General features: G+C 34.8%; 16 protein-coding genes. 8 read left to right on the top strand and 8 right to left on the bottom strand.

The window, feature by feature from the left end; genetic code table 11:
* Positions 1–10: 10 nt before the first annotated feature.
* The 4 genes from ftsH to SB689_RS07360 all read left to right on the top strand — a co-directional run bounded on the left by ftsH (position 11) and on the right by SB689_RS07360 (position 4296).
* On the top strand, positions 11–2026 hold the full coding sequence (gene ftsH, locus SB689_RS07375; RefSeq protein ID WP_410691492.1) for an ATP-dependent zinc metalloprotease FtsH: 2016 nt from the start codon (positions 11–13) through the stop codon (positions 2024–2026).
* A 134-nt stretch (positions 2027–2160) separates the two neighbouring features.
* Positions 2161–2742: an LUD domain-containing protein gene (locus tag SB689_RS07370; protein ID WP_410691491.1), complete on the top strand. Its 582-nt coding sequence runs from the start codon at positions 2161–2163 to the stop codon at positions 2740–2742.
* A gap of 23 nt (positions 2743–2765) precedes the next feature.
* Positions 2766–3638: a phosphatidate cytidylyltransferase gene (locus SB689_RS07365; protein WP_410691490.1), complete on the top strand. Its 873-nt coding sequence runs from the start codon at positions 2766–2768 to the stop codon at positions 3636–3638.
* Positions 3639–3642: 4 nt separating this feature from the next.
* On the top strand, positions 3643–4296 hold the full coding sequence (locus tag SB689_RS07360) for a phosphatidylserine decarboxylase family protein (protein ID WP_410691489.1): 654 nt from the start codon (positions 3643–3645) through the stop codon (positions 4294–4296).
* Between the two features lie 227 nt (positions 4297–4523).
* Here SB689_RS07360 and SB689_RS07355 read toward each other — a convergent pair whose 3' ends face one another.
* The 4 genes from SB689_RS07355 to SB689_RS07340 form a co-directional block, all read right to left on the bottom strand.
* Positions 4524–4874, bottom strand: coding sequence for a DUF1801 domain-containing protein (locus tag SB689_RS07355; RefSeq protein ID WP_410691488.1), 351 nt, complete (start codon positions 4872–4874; stop codon positions 4524–4526).
* 111 nt (positions 4875–4985) lie between these two features.
* Positions 4986–6824, bottom strand: coding sequence for an ABC transporter ATP-binding protein (locus SB689_RS07350; RefSeq protein WP_410691487.1), 1839 nt, complete (start codon positions 6822–6824; stop codon positions 4986–4988).
* A gap of 178 nt (positions 6825–7002) precedes the next feature.
* On the bottom strand, positions 7003–7923 hold the full coding sequence (locus SB689_RS07345) for a M28 family peptidase (protein ID WP_410691486.1): 921 nt from the start codon (positions 7921–7923) through the stop codon (positions 7003–7005).
* A 223-nt stretch (positions 7924–8146) separates the two neighbouring features.
* Positions 8147–8536 carry a DUF4293 family protein gene (locus SB689_RS07340; protein ID WP_410691485.1) on the bottom strand — a complete coding sequence of 130 codons (390 nt, stop codon included), beginning with the start codon at positions 8534–8536 and terminating at the stop codon, positions 8147–8149.
* Between the two features lie 144 nt (positions 8537–8680).
* On the opposite strand from SB689_RS07340, the gene rho reads away from it, so the two are divergent.
* A complete protein-coding gene (gene rho / locus SB689_RS07335; protein ID WP_410691484.1) occupies positions 8681–10612 on the top strand; it encodes a transcription termination factor Rho in 1932 nt (643 codons plus the stop codon).
* Positions 10613–10813: 201 nt separating this feature from the next.
* A complete protein-coding gene (locus SB689_RS07330) occupies positions 10814–11410 on the top strand; it encodes a superoxide dismutase (RefSeq protein WP_410691483.1) in 597 nt (198 codons plus the stop codon).
* Between the two features lie 52 nt (positions 11411–11462).
* Here SB689_RS07330 and SB689_RS07325 read toward each other — a convergent pair whose 3' ends face one another.
* Together SB689_RS07325 and SB689_RS07320 are read right to left on the bottom strand one after the other, a co-directional pair.
* A complete protein-coding gene (locus SB689_RS07325; RefSeq protein WP_410691482.1) occupies positions 11463–11882 on the bottom strand; it encodes a DUF6146 family protein in 420 nt (139 codons plus the stop codon).
* A gap of 48 nt (positions 11883–11930) precedes the next feature.
* A complete protein-coding gene (locus SB689_RS07320; protein WP_410691481.1) occupies positions 11931–13121 on the bottom strand; it encodes an endonuclease in 1191 nt (396 codons plus the stop codon).
* Between the two features lie 239 nt (positions 13122–13360).
* On the opposite strand from SB689_RS07320, the gene SB689_RS07315 reads away from it, so the two are divergent.
* Positions 13361–16228: a carboxypeptidase regulatory-like domain-containing protein gene (locus SB689_RS07315; RefSeq protein ID WP_410691480.1), complete on the top strand. Its 2868-nt coding sequence runs from the start codon at positions 13361–13363 to the stop codon at positions 16226–16228.
* A 35-nt stretch (positions 16229–16263) separates the two neighbouring features.
* The gene (locus SB689_RS07310) at positions 16264–17574 is read left to right on the top strand and encodes a DUF5689 domain-containing protein (protein WP_410691479.1); all 1311 of its coding nucleotides are present in this window, start codon (positions 16264–16266) and stop codon (positions 17572–17574) included.
* A gap of 51 nt (positions 17575–17625) precedes the next feature.
* On the opposite strand, the gene SB689_RS07305 is transcribed toward SB689_RS07310, so the two are convergent.
* Positions 17626–18030, bottom strand: a complete 405-nt coding sequence (locus tag SB689_RS07305; RefSeq protein ID WP_410691478.1) for a DUF6896 domain-containing protein — start codon at positions 18028–18030, stop codon at positions 17626–17628.
* Between the two features lie 67 nt (positions 18031–18097).
* Positions 18098–18568, bottom strand: coding sequence for a DUF6702 family protein (locus SB689_RS07300; protein WP_410691477.1), 471 nt, complete (start codon positions 18566–18568; stop codon positions 18098–18100).
* Positions 18569–18570 lie beyond the last annotated feature (2 nt).

Here is an 18570-nt window from a genome sequence, read left to right as displayed (position 1 = left end):
AAAAGTATAAATGAACAATAAAGGATTTAACTGGTTTTTTCCGATTGCGATCATAGCTCTTTTGTTATTCTTCGGTTCCAATTTTTTAGGAGGCGATAGTGCAAAATCTATTGATGAAGATGGTTTCTTCAGAGAATTGCAGACGGGGAAAGTTCAGAACATTATTATATACAAAGACACCGAAAAGGCTGATATTTTCTTAACTAAGGCTGCCAAAACAGCAATGGTAAGTAAAGAAGCCAAAGACAACAATCCGTTATCAGGTTTTGAGATGGCTCCAAAAGCAGATTATTCTGTAAAATATGGAGATCTTCAGCTTTTCCTTCAAAAATTTGATCAGGTAAAAGCAACAAATCCGGCGATTAAAACGACTAAAGATTACGGTGCGGGCAAAAACCCGTTCATGGATATCTTGTTTTCAGCTTTGATCTGGATCGCTATTTTAGGATTATTCTATTTCCTTCTTTTCAGAAAGATGGGAGGTGGCGGAGGTCCTGGCGGACAAATCTTCTCTATCGGTAAGTCTAAAGCTAAACTTTTCGACGAAAAAGAAAGAATTCAGGTAACATTTAAAGATGTTGCAGGATTGGAAGGAGCAAAAGAAGAAGTACAGGAAGTTGTAGATTTCTTGAAAAATTCTGAAAAATATACAAAACTGGGAGGCAAAATTCCGAAAGGAGTTCTATTAGTAGGCCCTCCGGGAACGGGTAAAACATTATTGGCTAAAGCTGTTGCAGGTGAAGCTAAGGTTCCGTTCTTCTCACTTTCAGGTTCAGATTTTGTTGAAATGTTTGTAGGTGTAGGTGCTTCAAGAGTTAGAGATCTTTTTGCTCAGGCAAAAGCAAAATCTCCGGCAATTATCTTTATTGATGAGATTGATGCTATCGGACGTGCAAGAGGTAAAAACAACTTCTCAGGCGGAAACGACGAAAGAGAAAATACATTGAACCAACTTCTTACAGAAATGGACGGATTTGGAACAGACGTGAACGTAATCGTTATGGCTGCAACCAACAGAGCTGATATCTTAGATAAAGCCTTGATGAGAGCAGGACGTTTTGACCGTTCTATCTATGTTGACCTTCCTGAATTACATGAAAGAAAAGAGATTTTTGATGTTCACTTGCTTAAAATTAAGCTTGATGATACGGTTGACAGAGAGTTTTTAGCAAAACAAACTCCTGGATTCAGTGGTGCTGATATTGCTAATGTTTGTAACGAGGCGGCATTGATCGCAGCTAGAAATAGTCATACTTCAGTTACTAAACAGGATTTCCTTGATGCTGTAGATAGAATTATCGGAGGTCTTGAAAAGAAAAATATGGCAATCAAACCTTCAGAGAAGAAGAGAGTTGCTTATCATGAAGCTGGTCACGCTACAATCTCTTGGTTGGTAGAACATGCAGCTCCATTGTTAAAAGTAACGATTGTGCCGAGAGGACGTTCTTTAGGAGCAGCTTGGTATCTTCCTGAAGAAAGACAATTGACAACGACTGAACAGATGTTGGACGAATTATGTGCAACATTAGGAGGTAGAGCAGCAGAGCAGGTTATTTTCAACAATATTTCAACAGGTGCATTATCTGACTTGGAAAGTGTAACGAAAAGAGCTCAGGCAATGGTTACTGTATACGGATTGAGTCCAAATATTGGTAATATTTCTTACTACGACAGTTCAGGACAGTCTGAATATAACTTCGGTAAACCATATTCTGAGGAAACAGCTAATAAAATTGATGTTGAGATAAAATCAATTATTGAAAATCAATATCAGAGAGCAGTTCAGATTCTTACCGAGAATAAGGATAAGCTTGATGCTTTGGCGAATAAACTTTTAGAAAAAGAAGTGATATTCCGTGAAGACCTTGAGGACATCTTCGGAAAAAGAGCATGGGATCCTGAGTTAACAGAAAGACCTGTTACAAGTACGATCGCAGCAGCGAAAGAACCGAGTGAGGAAATCATTATCAAAGACAAAGAAGAGGGAAGTGAAATTCAGGCTCCAGAAAGCCCGACTCAACTTTAAAATACCTCAAAAACATATTACAAAAACCTGACAACACAAAATTGTCAGGTTTTTTCATATTTAAGGCTACATTTTTAGAATCTATTGTAATTAATTTTCTATTTTTGTATAAAGTTGACTAAAAATAAATTAAGTTGAGTTTATTCAAGAGAATTGTAAGCAAACTTACCAACCAACCTGAGGAAGAAGACAAACAGAGTTTGGAGAAACTAGGGGACTCGCTTAAAAATGCGGATCTCGACTATAAGTTTGCGCAATTGTTTACGCATTCCGGAGGATTTTTCAATTACTGTGCAGATGAAGCGGAAGCTCTACAGACTTTAAATCAAATCATAAAAATAGAAGGCATCAACAATATGTTTTGTTGGGATAAGGAACTTCAGAGTTTTCTGAATGTTGTAAAAGCTCCTTATACTTCAGATTTTGAACATTCCAATGATGCGGCTTTCATCACTTGTGAGTATCTTATTGCTTACGACGGCAGAATCATGCTTTCTCACAATAATATCCTGCATTACCATTCTTCAAGACTGCCAAATAAAATCATTATTATGGCGAATGTATCTCAGATCGTAAATAATCTTAATGATGCGATGGGGAAAATCAAAAGGAACGGAAATATTAAAAACCTTACTTCCATCAGCGGAAATCAGTCAAAATTAGATACTTCTTCTAATGCCAATACAAAACTGTTTTTATTGCTGCTTGAAGATTAGCATCAACTTCTAAAATTTAAATCTTGGACAAAAATCTTATTCAAAGAACGCTCTCGGGAATTGTTTATGTTGCAGTTATTATTCTTTGTACGACTCCGTTGGGAGCGCAACTGATCAACAGTATTTCTCCGGACCTCGTTAAACAACAATATTTATATTACGGTTTGATCACTTTTCTAATGGTTGTAGGATCATGGGAATGTGTAAAGCTTATGAAATTTGGAAAAGGATATGAAAAATGGGTGGTATTTCCTGTCATTTTGGTTATTTTTTATATGTTTTCTAAAAGATATTTCTATCACGACTTTTATTTTAATTTCAGACTGAGCGAAATATTAGCTCTTTCATTGATTTTAATAGCTGTTATTACTTTATTTAAATATGCCAACGAATTGTACTTCGATAGCGGAAAACTGATTTTTACAGTCATTTACGTGGCTCTTCCGTTTAGTTTTGCATTAGGTTTGCCAAAGTTTTCGACTTATGATAATACGTTCTCTTTAGAAGTCCTTTTCTTATTTGTTCTGATATGGAGCAGCGATACTTTTGCGTACTTAACAGGAAAGTTCTTCGGAAAACATAAAATGGCTCCCAAAATCTCTCCTAAAAAGACTTGGGAAGGATATATTGGTGGAGTAGTATTAACTTTAGTTTTATCATACTTCATTGAACATTATCAACCTGAACTTAGAGGAAACTGGATGGTTGTTGGATTTTTAGTGGCTGCATTTGCACCATTAGGAGACTTGGTAGAAAGCCAATTGAAAAGAAATTTCGGTGTAAAAGACAGCGGAAACATCCTTCCGGGGCATGGTGGCGTATTAGATAGGCTGGATAGTTTTTTAATTTGCGCGCCTGTCGTATATTTGTACTTTATTTTAGAAAAATTTATTTAATCTCATGAAATTACATAAGGAGTCAAAAGGGACGATCACGGTAGCAACGATACTATTTATTATTATTAGTGTGTTGGCTATTTATTTTCTTAAAATGTGGTCGCTGCTGATCATTATGCCATTATTGATTGTTTACAGTTTGGTATTTTGGTTCTTCAGAGTTCCGAACCGTGACATTTTGGAACACAGAGAGAATGTTATTGCTCCGGTTGACGGGAAAGTAGTAATGATCAAAGAAGTAGACGAAGACGAGTTTATCAAAGGAAAGGCTATTCAGGTTTCTATCTTTATGTCACCTTTGAATGTTCATATCTGTAGATATCCGGTTTCAGGAAAAGTGATCTACAAAAAATATCACCCGGGAAAATATCTTGTTGCGTGGCACGAGAAATCTTCTACAGAAAACGAAAGAACAACCGTTGCTGTTGAAAGTATGACAAATCATAAAGTGGTTTTCAGACAGATCGCAGGATATGTTGCCAGAAGAATTGTTTTCTATTGTAATGAAGGAGATCAGGCGAAAGCTGGACATGAGTTCGGTTTCATCAAATTCGGTTCAAGAATGGATGTTTTCTTGCCTTTAGATACAGAAATCATCTGCAAGATCGGAGATATCACGAAAGGTGGATTGGATGTGATCGCAAGAATGAAAGATTAAGATTTAATCAAAAATATATGCAAGACTGTTTCGAAAGGAGCGGTCTTTTTTTGTTTAAACACAAATGACACGAATGCTTTTCACAAATGAATATGAATATTAAAATAAATTTTAACCGCAATGTTTTTCATCAATAGGAACGTGCTTTAGCCCGTTTAACAATTAAACCAAAAATCAATTGGCTTTAGCCAAAACCTAATACAAAAAGTAGGTTAAAACCCTAAATCCTAAGCCCTAATATACTGTTTAACTTCCTCAATCAACCTTAAAATCAACTCCACAGGCAAATCCTCTTCCATATCGATTAAAAGGATTTTAAACTTCTTTCTGCCTTCCTGAATCAATTCCGGATGTTCAAGTCTGTCACCATGATAAAAACTTACATAATGTTTCTTATGCTTTTTGCTGTAATACAAATAGCACAGCATTTTCTTTTTATACTTAAAAAATGGAAGCCCGAAACTCAATGTTTCAGTAATATTTTCTGTATCAGATTCTAATATCTTTTTCCTTAAAAAAAGAAGAGTACTTCTTTCAGGCTCTTTAATTCTGTAGAAGTACTCTTGTATTGGGTTCATTTAAAAATTTTATTTTACTTGGTTGGAAGATTGATATTTGAAGCAGGAAGATTAATCGTATCATGTTACCAAACTCCGAGCTTCTCACTTCCAACTTCCAGCCTTGGTATTTTAATCAAAATTTTGAAGCTCAACAAGCTTGTGATAAACACCTCTTTGTGCAATAAGTTCGTGGTGACTTCCTTGTTCTACAATATCACCTTTCTCCATTACTACGATCCAGTCGGCTTTTTGAATGGTTGAAAGTCTGTGTGCAATAACTAAAGAAGTTCTGTTTTCCATCATTTTTTCTAAAGCATCTTGAACAAATTTTTCAGATTCTGTATCCAAAGCTGAAGTAGCCTCGTCCAAAATCATGATTGGTGGATTTTTAAGAACGGCTCTTGCAATAGAAACCCTTTGTTTTTGCCCTCCGGAAAGCTTTCCTCCGTCGTCTCCAATATTGGTATCATAACCATTCGGAAGCTGCGTGATGAAGAGGTCTGCGTTGGCAATCTTAGCTGCATTAATTACTTCTTCTTTCGTTGCATCCGGCTTACCCATCAAAATGTTATTGAAAACAGTATCATTAAATAATACTGATTCCTGAGTTACCATTCCCAACAATTTTCTGTATTCCTGTAATTTTAAATGTTTAATGCTAACGCCATCAATTAAAATCTCACCTTCAGAAACATCATAGAATCTTGCTAAAAGATTGGCGATGGTCGTTTTTCCACTTCCACTTTGTCCAACCAAAGCAACGGTTTTCCCTTTCGGAATGGTTAAATTGAAATTTTTAAGAATTAAATTATCTTTATCATAATAGAATCCGATGTCTTTAAACTCGATATTTTGTTGAAGTGTAGTAATTGAAACAGGCTCTGCTACTTCTTCGATTTTCACATCTGCATCAAGAATTTCCAATACTCTTTTAAGAGAAGCTTCTCCTTTCTGAACATTAGAAATAGACGTTGATAAACTTTTTACAGGAGGTAAAATCTGGAAGAAAATCCCTAAAAACACAAGGAAATCAGCTGGTGAAATACTTTGCTCTACAATGATTTGTTTTCCTCCGTACCAAGCAATGATTAAGAATGTAATTGATCCTAGAAATTCGCTCATTGGCGATGCCAGTTCTTTTTTTCTACCTAATCTTATCGAGCTGGATATCCATTTTTGCATAGATTGCATAAAACGATTATCCATTATTTTTTCAGCATTAAAGATCTTAATGACTTTTGATGATTTCAAGGTTTCATCTACAATGGAAAATATAGTTCCCATTTCGTTTTGAGCTTCGTGTGAGTCTTTTTTAAGGCTTTTTCCAACCAAAGCGATCATTGTTCCCATTACAGGTAAAACCAATAAAGAGAAAAGGGTCATTTCTGTGCTTAAGAAAAATAAAGTAACCAGTGTACTGATTAGCATAAATGGAGCATTAATAAGCTCAACTAAACTTCCTAAAATATTACCTTCAACTTCCCCTACATCGTTAGACATGCGAGACATAAGGTCTCCTTTTCTGCTTTCTGTAAAAAATGAAACGGGTAAAGAAAGTATTTTGCGGTACATGGCGCCACGAAGATCTTTGGTAACGCCGACACGATAATTAATCAATAAAAAAGATCCCAAATATCGAAATACGTTTCTCAATAAAAAGGTAAAAGCCGTAATAACACACAACCATGCAAGTACTGTCAGCGCACCATGATCCGTGACTAATTTTTGTACATAATAATTAGAATATTCTTTTAAATAAGTGAAAAGATCTAAGATGTCTCCCGAATAGCTGGGAGCCGATTCGTATTTCTCAGGCTTTATCGTGCCAAAAAGCATTCCCAAAACCGGTAAAATAGTTCCTAAAGAAGCTATTTGAAATACAGAATATAATATGTTGAAAAATAAACTTCCGTAGATATATTTTTGGTGCGGCCTCGCGAACTTTAGTATTTTTTTATATTCGTTCATTCAATGAAAAATTGGATAGCAAAATTAATTAAAATATAATGATAAGACGTTCTAAATCCTATTTTACTTTAAGTAATATGTCCCAATAGAATCTTTTTTGTTACAGCGCGATTTTGTTAAAATCTATATTTAAAAGAAAGAGTGCTACTTTTATAAGGTAACACTCTTTTATTTTTTATTAAAACTTTACTTTATCGTTGTATTTTGGTGCGAAATTCTTAGGACTCAATTTTTCCAAAGTCTTCCCGAAATTATTGATTATTTGACCCATATTATCAAAATCAACAATGCTTACATCGTCATTTACCTGGTGATAATGTTTAATTTTCGTCATATCAGCTGTTGAAATTGAGTGTGCAATAATTTTCTTCTTAACAAAGTTCACATTATCTGATCTGTAAAATAATTGCTCTGAAGCGTAAGGATCAGCGTTAATTTTTAATCCGTTTACTGCGTTTTTGTTAAAAAGTTCATCTAAATCCGAAAACTCATCACCAGTCATGAAAACTGCATTTTTCCCGAATTGAGATTCTGTAGCTACCATTTCAAAATTGAACAGCGCATATAAATTATTGTAAATTTTATCTAAATTTTTATCATCAGCGATTGCTGTAGAACCCAGCATTCCTTTTTCTTCACCATTAAATGCCATGAAAACCATAGAAAACTCAGGTTTTTTATTTTTAAAATAATCTGAAATTCCAACTAAAGTTGTGATTCCGCTTGCATCGTCATCAGCTCCGTTATAGATGTTATCTCCACTTTTATTGTTCATTCCAATGTGATCGAAATGTCCTGAGAAACCTAGATATTTATCTGTTTTTCCTTTTTGAACACCACAAACATTATAAACAGTTTTTCCTTTATAAGTAAATGGAATCAAATAAGAATTTCCTGTACAGTATTCTAAATTATTTTCTTTGAAAAGTTTGGCGATATAATTTGCTGCATTTTCATTTTCAGGAGTTCCAATTTCACGACCTTTCATTTCGTCTGATGCCAATGTTGAAATTATGGTATTTATTCTTTCCTTAGAAACTTCCTGCGCGAAAGTAAATGCTGAGAAAAGTGATAAAGTAAGATAAGCTAGTTTTTTCATGAATAGATAAATTTTAATAATCTGTCGCAATTTAAAATAAAATGTTGCAATAAGTTGTATAAATTTTGTTTCCCACAGATTTCACAGATTTGCACAGATGTTTATGCATATTTTTTATTAAACTTAGAGAATATACGCAATCATCTGTGCAAATCTGTGGGAGAAAAAACAAAAAAACAGCTCCTAAAAAGAAGCTGTTCTACTCAAAAAATCGTTGTTTCGGTTATCGAAGTCTGTCTACAGATTTCACGAGCCTCTCATCTTTGCGGATATAAATGTTTGCAATAAGCAGACAGATAATCGCTATCAAAGGAAAAATCGGCTCAATACCCTTCTCAGGAAGTTGAATTCCTCCGGGTAAGTTTAGTATCCAGTACGCCAATACACCAATCAACAAAACGTTTATAATGATGCTGATATGATTCAGCAAAATTTGTCTTTTTCTGTTTTTAAAGCTGAATACACTTAGTAATCCAACCAAAACAAGTACCACACTACCAATATTTATCACAGGAATACTACCGAAAACGGTAACATCTTGTCCTGTAACGAACAGAAACACAGCAGCTAAAACTGCCAGAAAAACCCATATAGTCTGTATTCTTTGTAGCATTGAATATTTAATTCTAGGCAAAAGTAGCATAAATTTTGCACAATTCAAAAATAAGTGTAGATTTGCATTATACAATGTACTTGAAAACAATAGTCACCGGACTTACTTTTCTTACTCACAATTAATTACATTTTTACATTAAATATGTTTAACATAGAAACGTTAAGGTCAAAATCCGTAACGGAACTGACTAAAATCTTAAAGGATTTGGGCGTTAAAGTTGCAAGAAACAGCAATGAGAATGATAAAATCTTTGCAGTTCTTGATTTTCAGGCTTCTAACCCTAAAGTTGCAAAAGATTATTTCAACACCACAGAAAGCAGTATGAATACTGAAGAAAATCCGCCAGAGAAAGAAGCGAAAGCTCCTGTAAAAAAGGCTGCTCCGAAAAGGACGCCAAAACCTAAGCCTGAGGCAAAAGCTCCGGTAGAAACAAAACCAAAAGAAGAAGAAAAAGCTGTTGAAGTTGAAAAAGAAATTGTTTCCGAAGAAGTAAAACCTCAAGCTCCAAAAGCTGAAACTGCAAATGATGATGCAGCGGCAAAGGCAGAAGCAGCAAGGAAAAAAAGAAAAAGGCTTCCTACAAATACAAGTAATGTAGAAAGTCCTGTTCAGGAAAAACCTCAAGCTCCTAAAAACACAGAATCTCAGGAATCTGCTCCGGCAGCAGAAGAAAAGCCTAGCAACCCTCAACAACAACCGCAGGCCAGACCTCAAAAAGGACAAAACCATCCACAAAACAGTGGAAACCAACATAAAAACCAAAACCCGAATCAAGGTCAGAGCTCAAATCAAAATCCTAATCAGGGACAGGCTCAAAATCCTAACCAAGGGCAAAACCAGAATCAAAACCAGAATCAAAACCAGCATTCGAATCAGAATCAGAACCCTAATCAAAATCAAAATAGGAATTCTGACAGAAACGAAGATCATCAGGAACACCATAGAAAGGAGTTCAACTTTGATGGAATGGTTAGTATTGAAGGGGTTTTAGAAATATTACCAGATAACTACGGATTTTTACGTTCTTCAGATTTTAGCTATATTTCTTCTCCGGATGACGTATATGTTTCTACTGCACAGATCAGAAATTTCGGATTGAAAACTGGGGATACAGTAAGAGGTATTGTAAGGCTTCCAAAAGAAGGTGAAAAATACTTTTCTTTATTAAAACCGGTAGAAGTTAACGGACGTGATCTTGCATTCATTAAAGATCGTGTTGCTTTTGAATATTTAACTCCACTTTTCCCTGAAGAGAAATTTAACTTGGCAGGAGATAACTCTACAATGTCTACAAGAATTGTTGATTTATTCGCGCCAATCGGGAAAGGACAGAGAGCAATGATCGTTGCACAGCCGAAAACCGGTAAAACGATGTTGTTGAAAGATATTGCAAATTCTATCGCATCTAATCACCCTGAAGTATATATGATGGTTCTTTTGATCGACGAACGTCCTGAAGAAGTTACCGATATGGAAAGAAGTGTAAATGCGGAAGTTATCGCATCTACATTTGATGAAGCGGCAGATAAGCACGTAAAAGTGGCCAACCTTGTTTTAGCGAAAGCTCAGAGAATGGTTGAATGCGGACACGATGTTGTGATTTTATTAGACTCAATTACAAGATTAGCAAGAGCTTACAATACAGTAACGCCTGCATCTGGTAAGGTTCTTTCTGGAGGTGTTGATGCGAATGCTCTTCACAAGCCGAAAAGATTCTTCGGAGCGGCAAGAAAAATTGAAGGTGGTGGATCTTTAACAATTATTGCAACGGCTCTTATCGATACAGGTTCTAAAATGGATGAAGTTATTTTTGAAGAATTCAAAGGTACCGGAAACATGGAACTTCAATTAGACAGAAAAATTGCTAACAGAAGAATTTATCCTGCTATTGATCTTATTTCTTCAAGTACAAGAAGAGACGATCTATTGCTAGATGAGGTTACTTCTCAGAGAATGTGGATCTTCAGAAAATATCTTTCTGAAATGAATCCTATTGAAGCAATGGAATTTGTAAATAAAAACATCAGAGGAACTTTGAATAACGAAGAGTTCTTGATGTCCATGAATAAATAATTTAATTTAATATTGTTAAATGAGAAGCACAGGTTTTATATCTGTGCTTTTTGTTTTGATTTTTTCTAAACTTAATTTTTTTAATTAAAAGTATTATAGAATCTACTGTATCAATGTTAAAGATTTATTAAAATAATCCCCAATTTTTGATAATCGGTCATTTATTGGCTAACTTTGAATTATAACATTAAAAATAAAATTATGTCATTTGAATTACCAAAATTAGGATATGCTTACGATGCATTAGAGCCAACTATTGATGCTAAAACTATGGAGATTCACCATACGAAACATCACCAAGCATATATCGACAATTTAAATAAAGCAATTGAAGGTACAGAATTAGCTGGAAAAACGATCGAAGAGATCTGCCAGACTGGAACTGACAAGCCTGCAGTAAGAAACAACGGTGGAGGTCACTTCAACCACTCTTTATTCTGGGAAATTTTAACTCCAGGAGGAAGCAATGAGCCTGTAGGAAACGTAAAAGCTGCTATCGAAACTTACGGTGGTCTTGAAAAATTCAAAAATGATTTTTCTGAAGCTGCTAAAACAAGATTCGGATCTGGATGGGCTTGGTTAGTTAAAAATGCTGACGGTTCTGTTTCAGTTTCTTCAACTCCAAACCAAGATAACCCGTTAATGCCTGTTGCAGACGTTAAAGGAACTCCTGTTTTAGGACTTGACGTTTGGGAGCACGCTTATTATTTAAACTACCAAAACAGAAGGCCTGATTATGTTTCAGCATTTTTCTCTGTTGTAAACTGGGATAAAGTTGAGGAATTATTCAACAAATAATCTTCAGACGATATAAAAATTAAAGGTTCAGAACTTTCTGAACCTTTTTTTATTACCTTATAGCATCACCTCCGGAAAGTCCGTTCATGCGTAATCCATATTTCCAGTTTACATAGGCGAAAACCTGATATAATTTATATTCGAATTTTAACCCGTAATTTTCCTTTGAATCATAATCTATGGATGATTCAATTACGTTTCGATATCTTCCTGAAGTGTAATAGGAATTCCATTCACTAACCAAAAATGTATTTTTAGTTTTTAAATAAGATTCTGAGTATTGGCTCATTGGTTTTGCAACTGCGCTCAGGAAATAATCAAATTGGGTATCGATTACCGTAAGATCCCATTCACCATCATCATTCTTTTCAGGCTTCATTTCTGATTTTTCCTGATCACTTTTAGGATTTGCTTGTGCTGAACAACTAAAAGGAATCAGTAGGATGAATACTATTAGAATTAAATTTTTCATACTCATAAAGTTACACAAAAAAAGCACCCAAATCGAGTGCTTTATATTTTAAGGTTCTTTTTGAAGTATCACAAATGCCGGAAAGTGGTCACTGTAACCTCCTGTAAACTGATCCCCGTTCCAGGATCTGAAAGGATAGCCTTTATAATTTCCTTCTTTATTGACTAAATATGCTGGAGCGTAGATTTCAGCCTTGAAAACAGAATAGTCTTTCGTTACCTGATCAGAGATTAAGTTTTTAGAAACAATAATCTGATCAAATAAGTTTGGTGCATCCTGATATGCCAGAGAAGCAATCCCTTTTTTGTACAAAGGATACATCAAATTAAGATAAGGATTTGCATCACTTAAATCTTTCGGACTTGCCTGAGCTTTTAAATGATTTTTTAAACTTGAACTCACAGGATCATCGTTAAAATCTCCCATTGCGAAAAGTTTTGTCGTAGGATCTGCTGTTCTTATACTGTCCATTTGTTGTTTCAGTAAAGCTGCGGCTGCGTTTCTTTTTGGTAAAGAAATTGCCTCACCACCTCTTCTTGAAGGCCAGTGATTCATAAAGAACGCTACTTTTTCATTATCAAGGAAGCCCGTTACTACCAAAATATCTCTTGTGTATTCTCTTCTTCCGTCATCACCGTAAACTTTCAATTCTTTTTTAAGAGAATTTGTTACCGTAAATCTTCTTTTTTGATAGATCAAAGCAACATCAATTCCTCTGTAATCATAAGAGTTGTAATGAATAATTCCGTAATCGAATTTTGCCAAAGCTGGCTGTTTAATTAAGTCCTGAATAACCTGTCTGTTTTCAACCTCAATTAAACCAACAACTGCCGGAGCTGTTTTCGTATATTGTGAACCAAGTTCTGAAATTACTTTAGCTTCATTAGCCAATTTCGCTTTGTAAATTTTAGTATTGTAATTTTTACCGCTACTTGGTGTAAATTCCTCGGAACCGCTTTGATATCTTACTGCTTTTTTACCTTTTAGAGAACTGTCGCTCCAATTTCCGTCATATTTTTCAGCTTCTAAAAATTTAATAGAATCTAAAGGAATACTTCTATGGAAAGCCGGATTTTTTATATCTTTTGTACCATCTATATAATCTGCGGAACGGATCGTGTCCCAAAGGTTTTCTACATTTAAAAAGCCTACTGCGGCTACTTTTCTTAATTTACCTTGCTGTTGTGCAAAAGTCATTACCGTACAAATCACGGCAATAAAACTTAAAAATTTTCTCATTTAATATTAAAATTAATTAATCGACAAATTTACTTTTTTTTAACTCTTTCAGTTTTAATTATTTGTAAATTTATAATAATTTAATGAAGAGCTACTCGTTTTTATCCTAAAAGCTTGCAATGTTAAGAAAAAATAATGTTAAAAAAATTGTTAATTATAAATTTTGACTAAATTTGTGCCCCCAAGTTTTAACCTATTGATAATTAAGGTAAAAAGTATTTAAAAAAAATAATATACTCATGATTAAAAAACTATCATTAGTCTCTTTATTTACTTTACTTCCCGCTTCATTCTATTTTGCGCAGACTACTGTATTTGCGTATCTTAAAGATGCTGATGGGAAGCCCGTTGAAAGGGCAGAAGTAGATCTTAAAGGGAATGACAATGATGTAACGGCCGATAAAATTGGATATTTCCAGTTTGTTGATTTGCAGCCGGGGCATTACCAAATTATGATTGCGAAACCGAATTACGAAACAAAAGTAATGGAGTTTGACGTAACCAGTGACGAGAAAAGAAAGGATTTAGGAGCAATTACTCTTTATCCTACTCTTACAAACGCGGATCAGGGATTGGCAATCATAGACAGCGACGACGATGACGATAGCAGCAACAGCCAGGCTTCTACAGTAGGTTTGCTACAGTCTTCTCAGGATGTTTTCAGCAGAATCGCGGCATTTGATTTAGGATTTTACTGGTTCCGTCCGAGAGGAATTGACGGAAGATCGGGAGAATCTATGTTGAATGGTGTTTCTATGGTTAAATCTGATAATGGTAATGTTGATTTTGGAAACTGGGGTGGTCTTAATGAGATTACAAGATACCCTGAAATTTCAGCAAATCATTCACCATCAGAATATTCATTCGGAGGTAACAGCTCGGTTATTTATAAAAATACAAAGGCTAGTGAGTATAGAAAAGGATTCCAGTTTACTCAATCTTTAACGAACAGAAATTACAGAAACAGAACATCTCTTAGATATACCTCAGGAATGAGCAAAAAAGGATGGGCGTTTACGGTAATGGGAGCTAGAAGATGGGCAGAAGAAGGAATTCAGGAAGGAACATTCTATGATGCTTACGGCGCGTACGTTGGTATTGAGAAAAAATTCAGTGATAAACATACGATAACATTTAATGCTATTGGTGCACCTTATAGAAGATCTACAGCGAGTCCTAGTACTCAGGAGGTTTATGATTACAGAGGTGTACATTATAATTCTTATTGGGGATATCAGAATGGCGAACAGAGAAGTGAGAGAGTAAGAAAAGGTTTTCAGCCTCTATTCCAGCTTCAGGATTTCTGGAAAATCAATAAAAAATCAAGTCTTTGGACATCTGTTTCTTATCAGTTCGGAAAAGACAAAGGTTCTCGTTTAGATTGGCAGAATGTACAAAACCCATCACCAACTTATTACAGAAACCTACCAAGTTATTATGATTCTTTAGATCCTAATGCTTCTGTTTTAGGTCCAAATGGAATTACAACTACTTCTCAGGATGCTTATCAGACTTCATTGGCAGGTTGGCAATCAGGAGATCCTAATGTTACTCAGTTAAATTGGGACAGACTTTACAGAAGAAATATGCAGCAGCCTATTGACAATTATTACGGTCAAACAGGAAAAAGAGCATTGTATTATCTTGTAAATGACGTAAGTGATGATAAAATTTGGAATGCTGCAACGCATTTTATTCACAATTTTAATGATACGACTAAGTTCTTATTAAACGTATCTTATCAAAACTACCGTTCTGAACAATACAGAGAAGTAAATGATCTTTTAGGTGCTGATTTTGTGCTGAACAAAGATCCGTTTGCTGCAACAAACCAACCAGGGAAATCTGGTTTATATAACGAAGGAGAAGAAAATGTAACGAAAAAAGTAGGTGATAGAATGACTTACGACTACATTTTCAGAAGACAGGAAGTAAAAGTAAATCCGGGATTGAAATTTTCTACAGGAAAGTTTGATGTATTTATTTCTGCGATGGCAGGATATTCTACTTCAAACAGAGAAGGATTATTCAATCATTATTTATACAAAGATTCTAAAGGAAAAGGAGCAGATTACAACTTCTGGACGTATGGAATGAAAGGGCAGGCTGTCTATAAAGTGAATGGTAGAAACTTCATTGTATACAACGGAGCATATTATTCTCAGGCGCCTTTCTTGGAAGATTTATTCATTAACCCTAGGGTAAACGGATCTACTGCCCCTAATGTTAAGAATATGGTTGTGAATGCTAATGACCTTAGTTATGTGATCTCTACACCTTTCTTAAAAATGAGATTAACAGGTTTCTTAGTAGACACAAACAACGAAACTACGGTACAGAGATTCTTTGCTGATGGTATTCCTTTGGAAAGCGTAGATGCAGATGGTAACCAAACCAATGTGCAGAGTGCTTTTGTAACTCAGGTGATGACTGATGTTAAGAAAAGAAATATGGGGGTAGAATTAGGATTTGATGTTAAAGTTATTCCTACTTTATCTTTACAGGGATTAGCAAGTTACGGACAGTATACTTACAAAAATGACCCGATGACTTACTTTGCATCTGATGCCGCAGGGGTTTTCGCAAATGGACTTTCTTATACAAGTGTAGGTAAATCTTATATTAAAAACTATCGTCAGGGAGGAACTCCTCAGCAGGCATTCTCGTTAGGTTTCCGTTACAACAACCCTAAATATTGGTGGGTAGGTGCTAACTGGAATTATTTTGATGATAATTATCTTGATCCATCTTCATTGGTGAGAACAGAATCGTTTACTCAAAACAGTACGTCTTCTACGCCGTTTTACGGTTTATCAGAATCTGATCTTAGAAGAGTTTTAGAACCTAATAAATTACCATCTTCATTCTTCTTCAATGCTAACGCAGGAAAATCTTGGGTGATCGGTAAATATTATGTTTTGATTTCTGCATCTGTTAATAATATTTTAGATAATAAAAGATACATTACAGGAGGTTTCGAACAAACAAGAAATGCTAAGTATCCTACTTTCTCTCAGGATCTTGACAGAGAATTCTCATTGTTTGCTCCGAAATACTGGTACACTCAGGGAAGATCATATTTTGTGAATTTACAGTTTAGATTTTAAGAAAAATACGAATAACTACTTTAAAAATTATTAAAATGAACATAAAGAAATATTTTAATTTAGTAACAGGAGTTGCATTTGCTGCAATTTCTATTACATCTTGTGTGCAAAAAGATGAGTGGGATACGCCGCCAATCAAATGTGAGAATAAATTTGCTGCGACTACTATGACAATGGCAGCTTTTAAAGCACAGGCACCAGCTACAGGATATATTTTAATTAATACAGACCAAATCTTCGACGGTTATGTAGTTTCTTCTGACGAAAACGGAAATTTCTACAAAACAATTTCATTTCAGGATAAGCCTGAAAACCCTACAGTAGGTCTTCAGATTGAGGTTGACAGAGCAAGTAACTATGCAGATTTTCCTGTAGGAGCGCACATTAGAATCAACGCTAAAGGTCTTAGACTAGGAACGGACAGAGGAGCAGTAAAAATTGGTTCAGTAGATCCAAGTTTTGATATCGGAAGAATTCCGGGATCTTTAGTGAGCAGATACGTTTCTGGTGTTTGTACAGGAAATGGTCTTGATATCGCTGCAATGAAACCTTTAGATTTAGCAACTCTTAAAATTGCTCAGGACGAGAAATATATCAACATGTTGGTAAAAGTTCCGAATGTACAGTTTGCTGCAGGAGAAATAGGTAAGAAATACCTAAACTATGTAGCAGGAGCAGGAGTTGATACAGATAGAAATATCGTGGATCAAGCTGGAAATGCTACAATAATCAGAAACTCTGGTTTTGCTAGTTTCGGTTCTTCTTTAGTACCTGAAGGAAAAGGTGATCTTACTTTCGTTGTAAGCCGTTATAACACTTCTTGGCAAATGCTTATAAGAAGTACTAAAGATGTAAACTTTGGAGGGAAAAGGTTCTTCTTCGAAGGTTTCGATGGTGTTCTTTCAGATAACTGGGATGCAGTAAGCGTTACAGGAGCTCAGATTTGGAATATCCAACAGTTTGGAAATCCTAAACCTTGTGTTGTAATGAATGGTTTTGCAACTGTGAATAACGCTAACGAAGACTGGTTGATTTCTAAGCCAATTTCATTACTAGGATTTACTTCTGCTTCATTATCTTTTGAAACAGACGTAAGATATGCAGGAAACCCTATTGAAGTTTTTGTAACAGATAACTATAGTGGTAACCCTACTACAACTACTTGGACACCTTTATCAGCGATTTTAGATCCTAATAATACGGCATTCAATACTTGGACGTATTCAGGTGATATCAGCTTAAATGCTTTTGCAAACAAAAATGTTCGTATTGCATTTAAATATACTTCTACAACAACAGCTGCTGCAACTTGGGAGCTTGATAACGTAAGAGTAGTTGGTAACTAAAAAACATAAATACCAAATATAGGAAAACCGCCGAAAGGCGGTTTTTTTGTTTTAAGAAATATATCTATAAACCTGTAATACAACTCGGTCACTTATTTCCCATGAGATAAAGTTCTTTTCGATAAGTTTATATAATTCTAACTCCAAATGCTTATCGGTTAATTCTTCACTTTTATATTGTGGATGCGATGTTATAAATTGTTTAAAATCCCATAATGTGAAAATTATATTATTGCTGGGCGAATAATCATAATGACATTCTACATTGTCTTTTTCTAAACTGCATCCACTTCCATGAAACCAATAAGTATAGTCTTTTATTTTACCTCGTTTTCCGTAAGGATGATCCATTCCAGGCATAATTCTTTGGTCATAAGATAATTGATATTCTGATCGAATTAAATCCTCAAAAGTTTTGATAAATTTTATATAATCTAAAAGTATATTTTCTATCATAAAATAAAAATACAACAAAAAACCACTGCAAAAACAGTGGTCTATTATTTAAATTAAATTTTCTCTTTTAAAAAGAAACTTCATTCACTTCTTTTCCTCGTTGGAAGTTCATTGTTTTCTGACTTCCTTTATAAGCAATATTAACTAGGTTAATCTGCTTTGGAAAAGCGCTTAAAAGTATTGTATTTTTAATTTTCATGGTACTTATGTCTGAAACTCCGCTGGTTTCAAAATATACCCAAACTGTTTCTCCGCTTACCTGGCTACCGGTGAAGGTAATCGTCTTTGGAGAACCATTAACGTACACGTCAAAGTTATTATTTACATATTTCTTTACTTCTGCTTCAAACCCAGCTGTGTTAGGATTTATCTTTATGGCATCCGAAATATGGTTCGTATTCATCTTTGTGGTAAACTTCAACGTCTTGCTTCCATCAATATAATCAACTTTAGTCATTGAAGAGAAAAAGTCTACATTCATGAAACTCATTAACACAAATAATGTTAATATTCCTGATATATATAAAAGTTTTTTCATCC

The sequence above is a fragment of the Chryseobacterium sp. SIMBA_038 genome (assembly GCF_046535115.1).
In the GTDB taxonomy this organism is placed as follows: Bacteria; Bacteroidota; Bacteroidia; order Flavobacteriales; family Weeksellaceae; genus Chryseobacterium.
Note: the sequence above shows the minus strand (reverse complement) of the source record. Positions and strands in the feature narration are given on the sequence as shown.

Excerpts from the sequence above, each read along its gene's own strand:
- SB689_RS07360 (WP_410691489.1), top strand. The coding sequence starts at position 3,643 with ATGAAATTACATAAGGAGTCAAAAGGGACGATCACGGTAGCAACGATA.
- ftsH (WP_410691492.1), top strand. The coding sequence starts at position 11 with ATGAACAATAAAGGATTTAACTGGTTTTTTCCGATTGCGATCATAGCT.
- SB689_RS07325 (WP_410691482.1), bottom strand. The coding sequence starts at position 11,882 with ATGAAAAATTTAATTCTAATAGTATTCATCCTACTGATTCCTTTTAGT.
- SB689_RS07340 (WP_410691485.1), bottom strand. The coding sequence starts at position 8,536 with ATGCTACAAAGAATACAGACTATATGGGTTTTTCTGGCAGTTTTAGCT.
- SB689_RS07320 (WP_410691481.1), bottom strand. The coding sequence starts at position 13,121 with ATGAGAAAATTTTTAAGTTTTATTGCCGTGATTTGTACGGTAATGACT.
- SB689_RS07315 (WP_410691480.1), top strand. The coding sequence starts at position 13,361 with ATGATTAAAAAACTATCATTAGTCTCTTTATTTACTTTACTTCCCGCT.
- SB689_RS07300 (WP_410691477.1), bottom strand. The coding sequence starts at position 18,568 with ATGAAAAAACTTTTATATATATCAGGAATATTAACATTATTTGTGTTA.
- SB689_RS07330 (WP_410691483.1), top strand. The coding sequence starts at position 10,814 with ATGTCATTTGAATTACCAAAATTAGGATATGCTTACGATGCATTAGAG.
- SB689_RS07345 (WP_410691486.1), bottom strand. The coding sequence starts at position 7,923 with ATGAAAAAACTAGCTTATCTTACTTTATCACTTTTCTCAGCATTTACT.
- SB689_RS07310 (WP_410691479.1), top strand. The coding sequence starts at position 16,264 with ATGAACATAAAGAAATATTTTAATTTAGTAACAGGAGTTGCATTTGCT.
- SB689_RS07350 (WP_410691487.1), bottom strand. The coding sequence starts at position 6,824 with ATGAACGAATATAAAAAAATACTAAAGTTCGCGAGGCCGCACCAAAAA.
- rho (WP_410691484.1), top strand. The coding sequence starts at position 8,681 with ATGTTTAACATAGAAACGTTAAGGTCAAAATCCGTAACGGAACTGACT.
- SB689_RS07305 (WP_410691478.1), bottom strand. The coding sequence starts at position 18,030 with ATGATAGAAAATATACTTTTAGATTATATAAAATTTATCAAAACTTTT.
- SB689_RS07355 (WP_410691488.1), bottom strand. The coding sequence starts at position 4,874 with ATGAACCCAATACAAGAGTACTTCTACAGAATTAAAGAGCCTGAAAGA.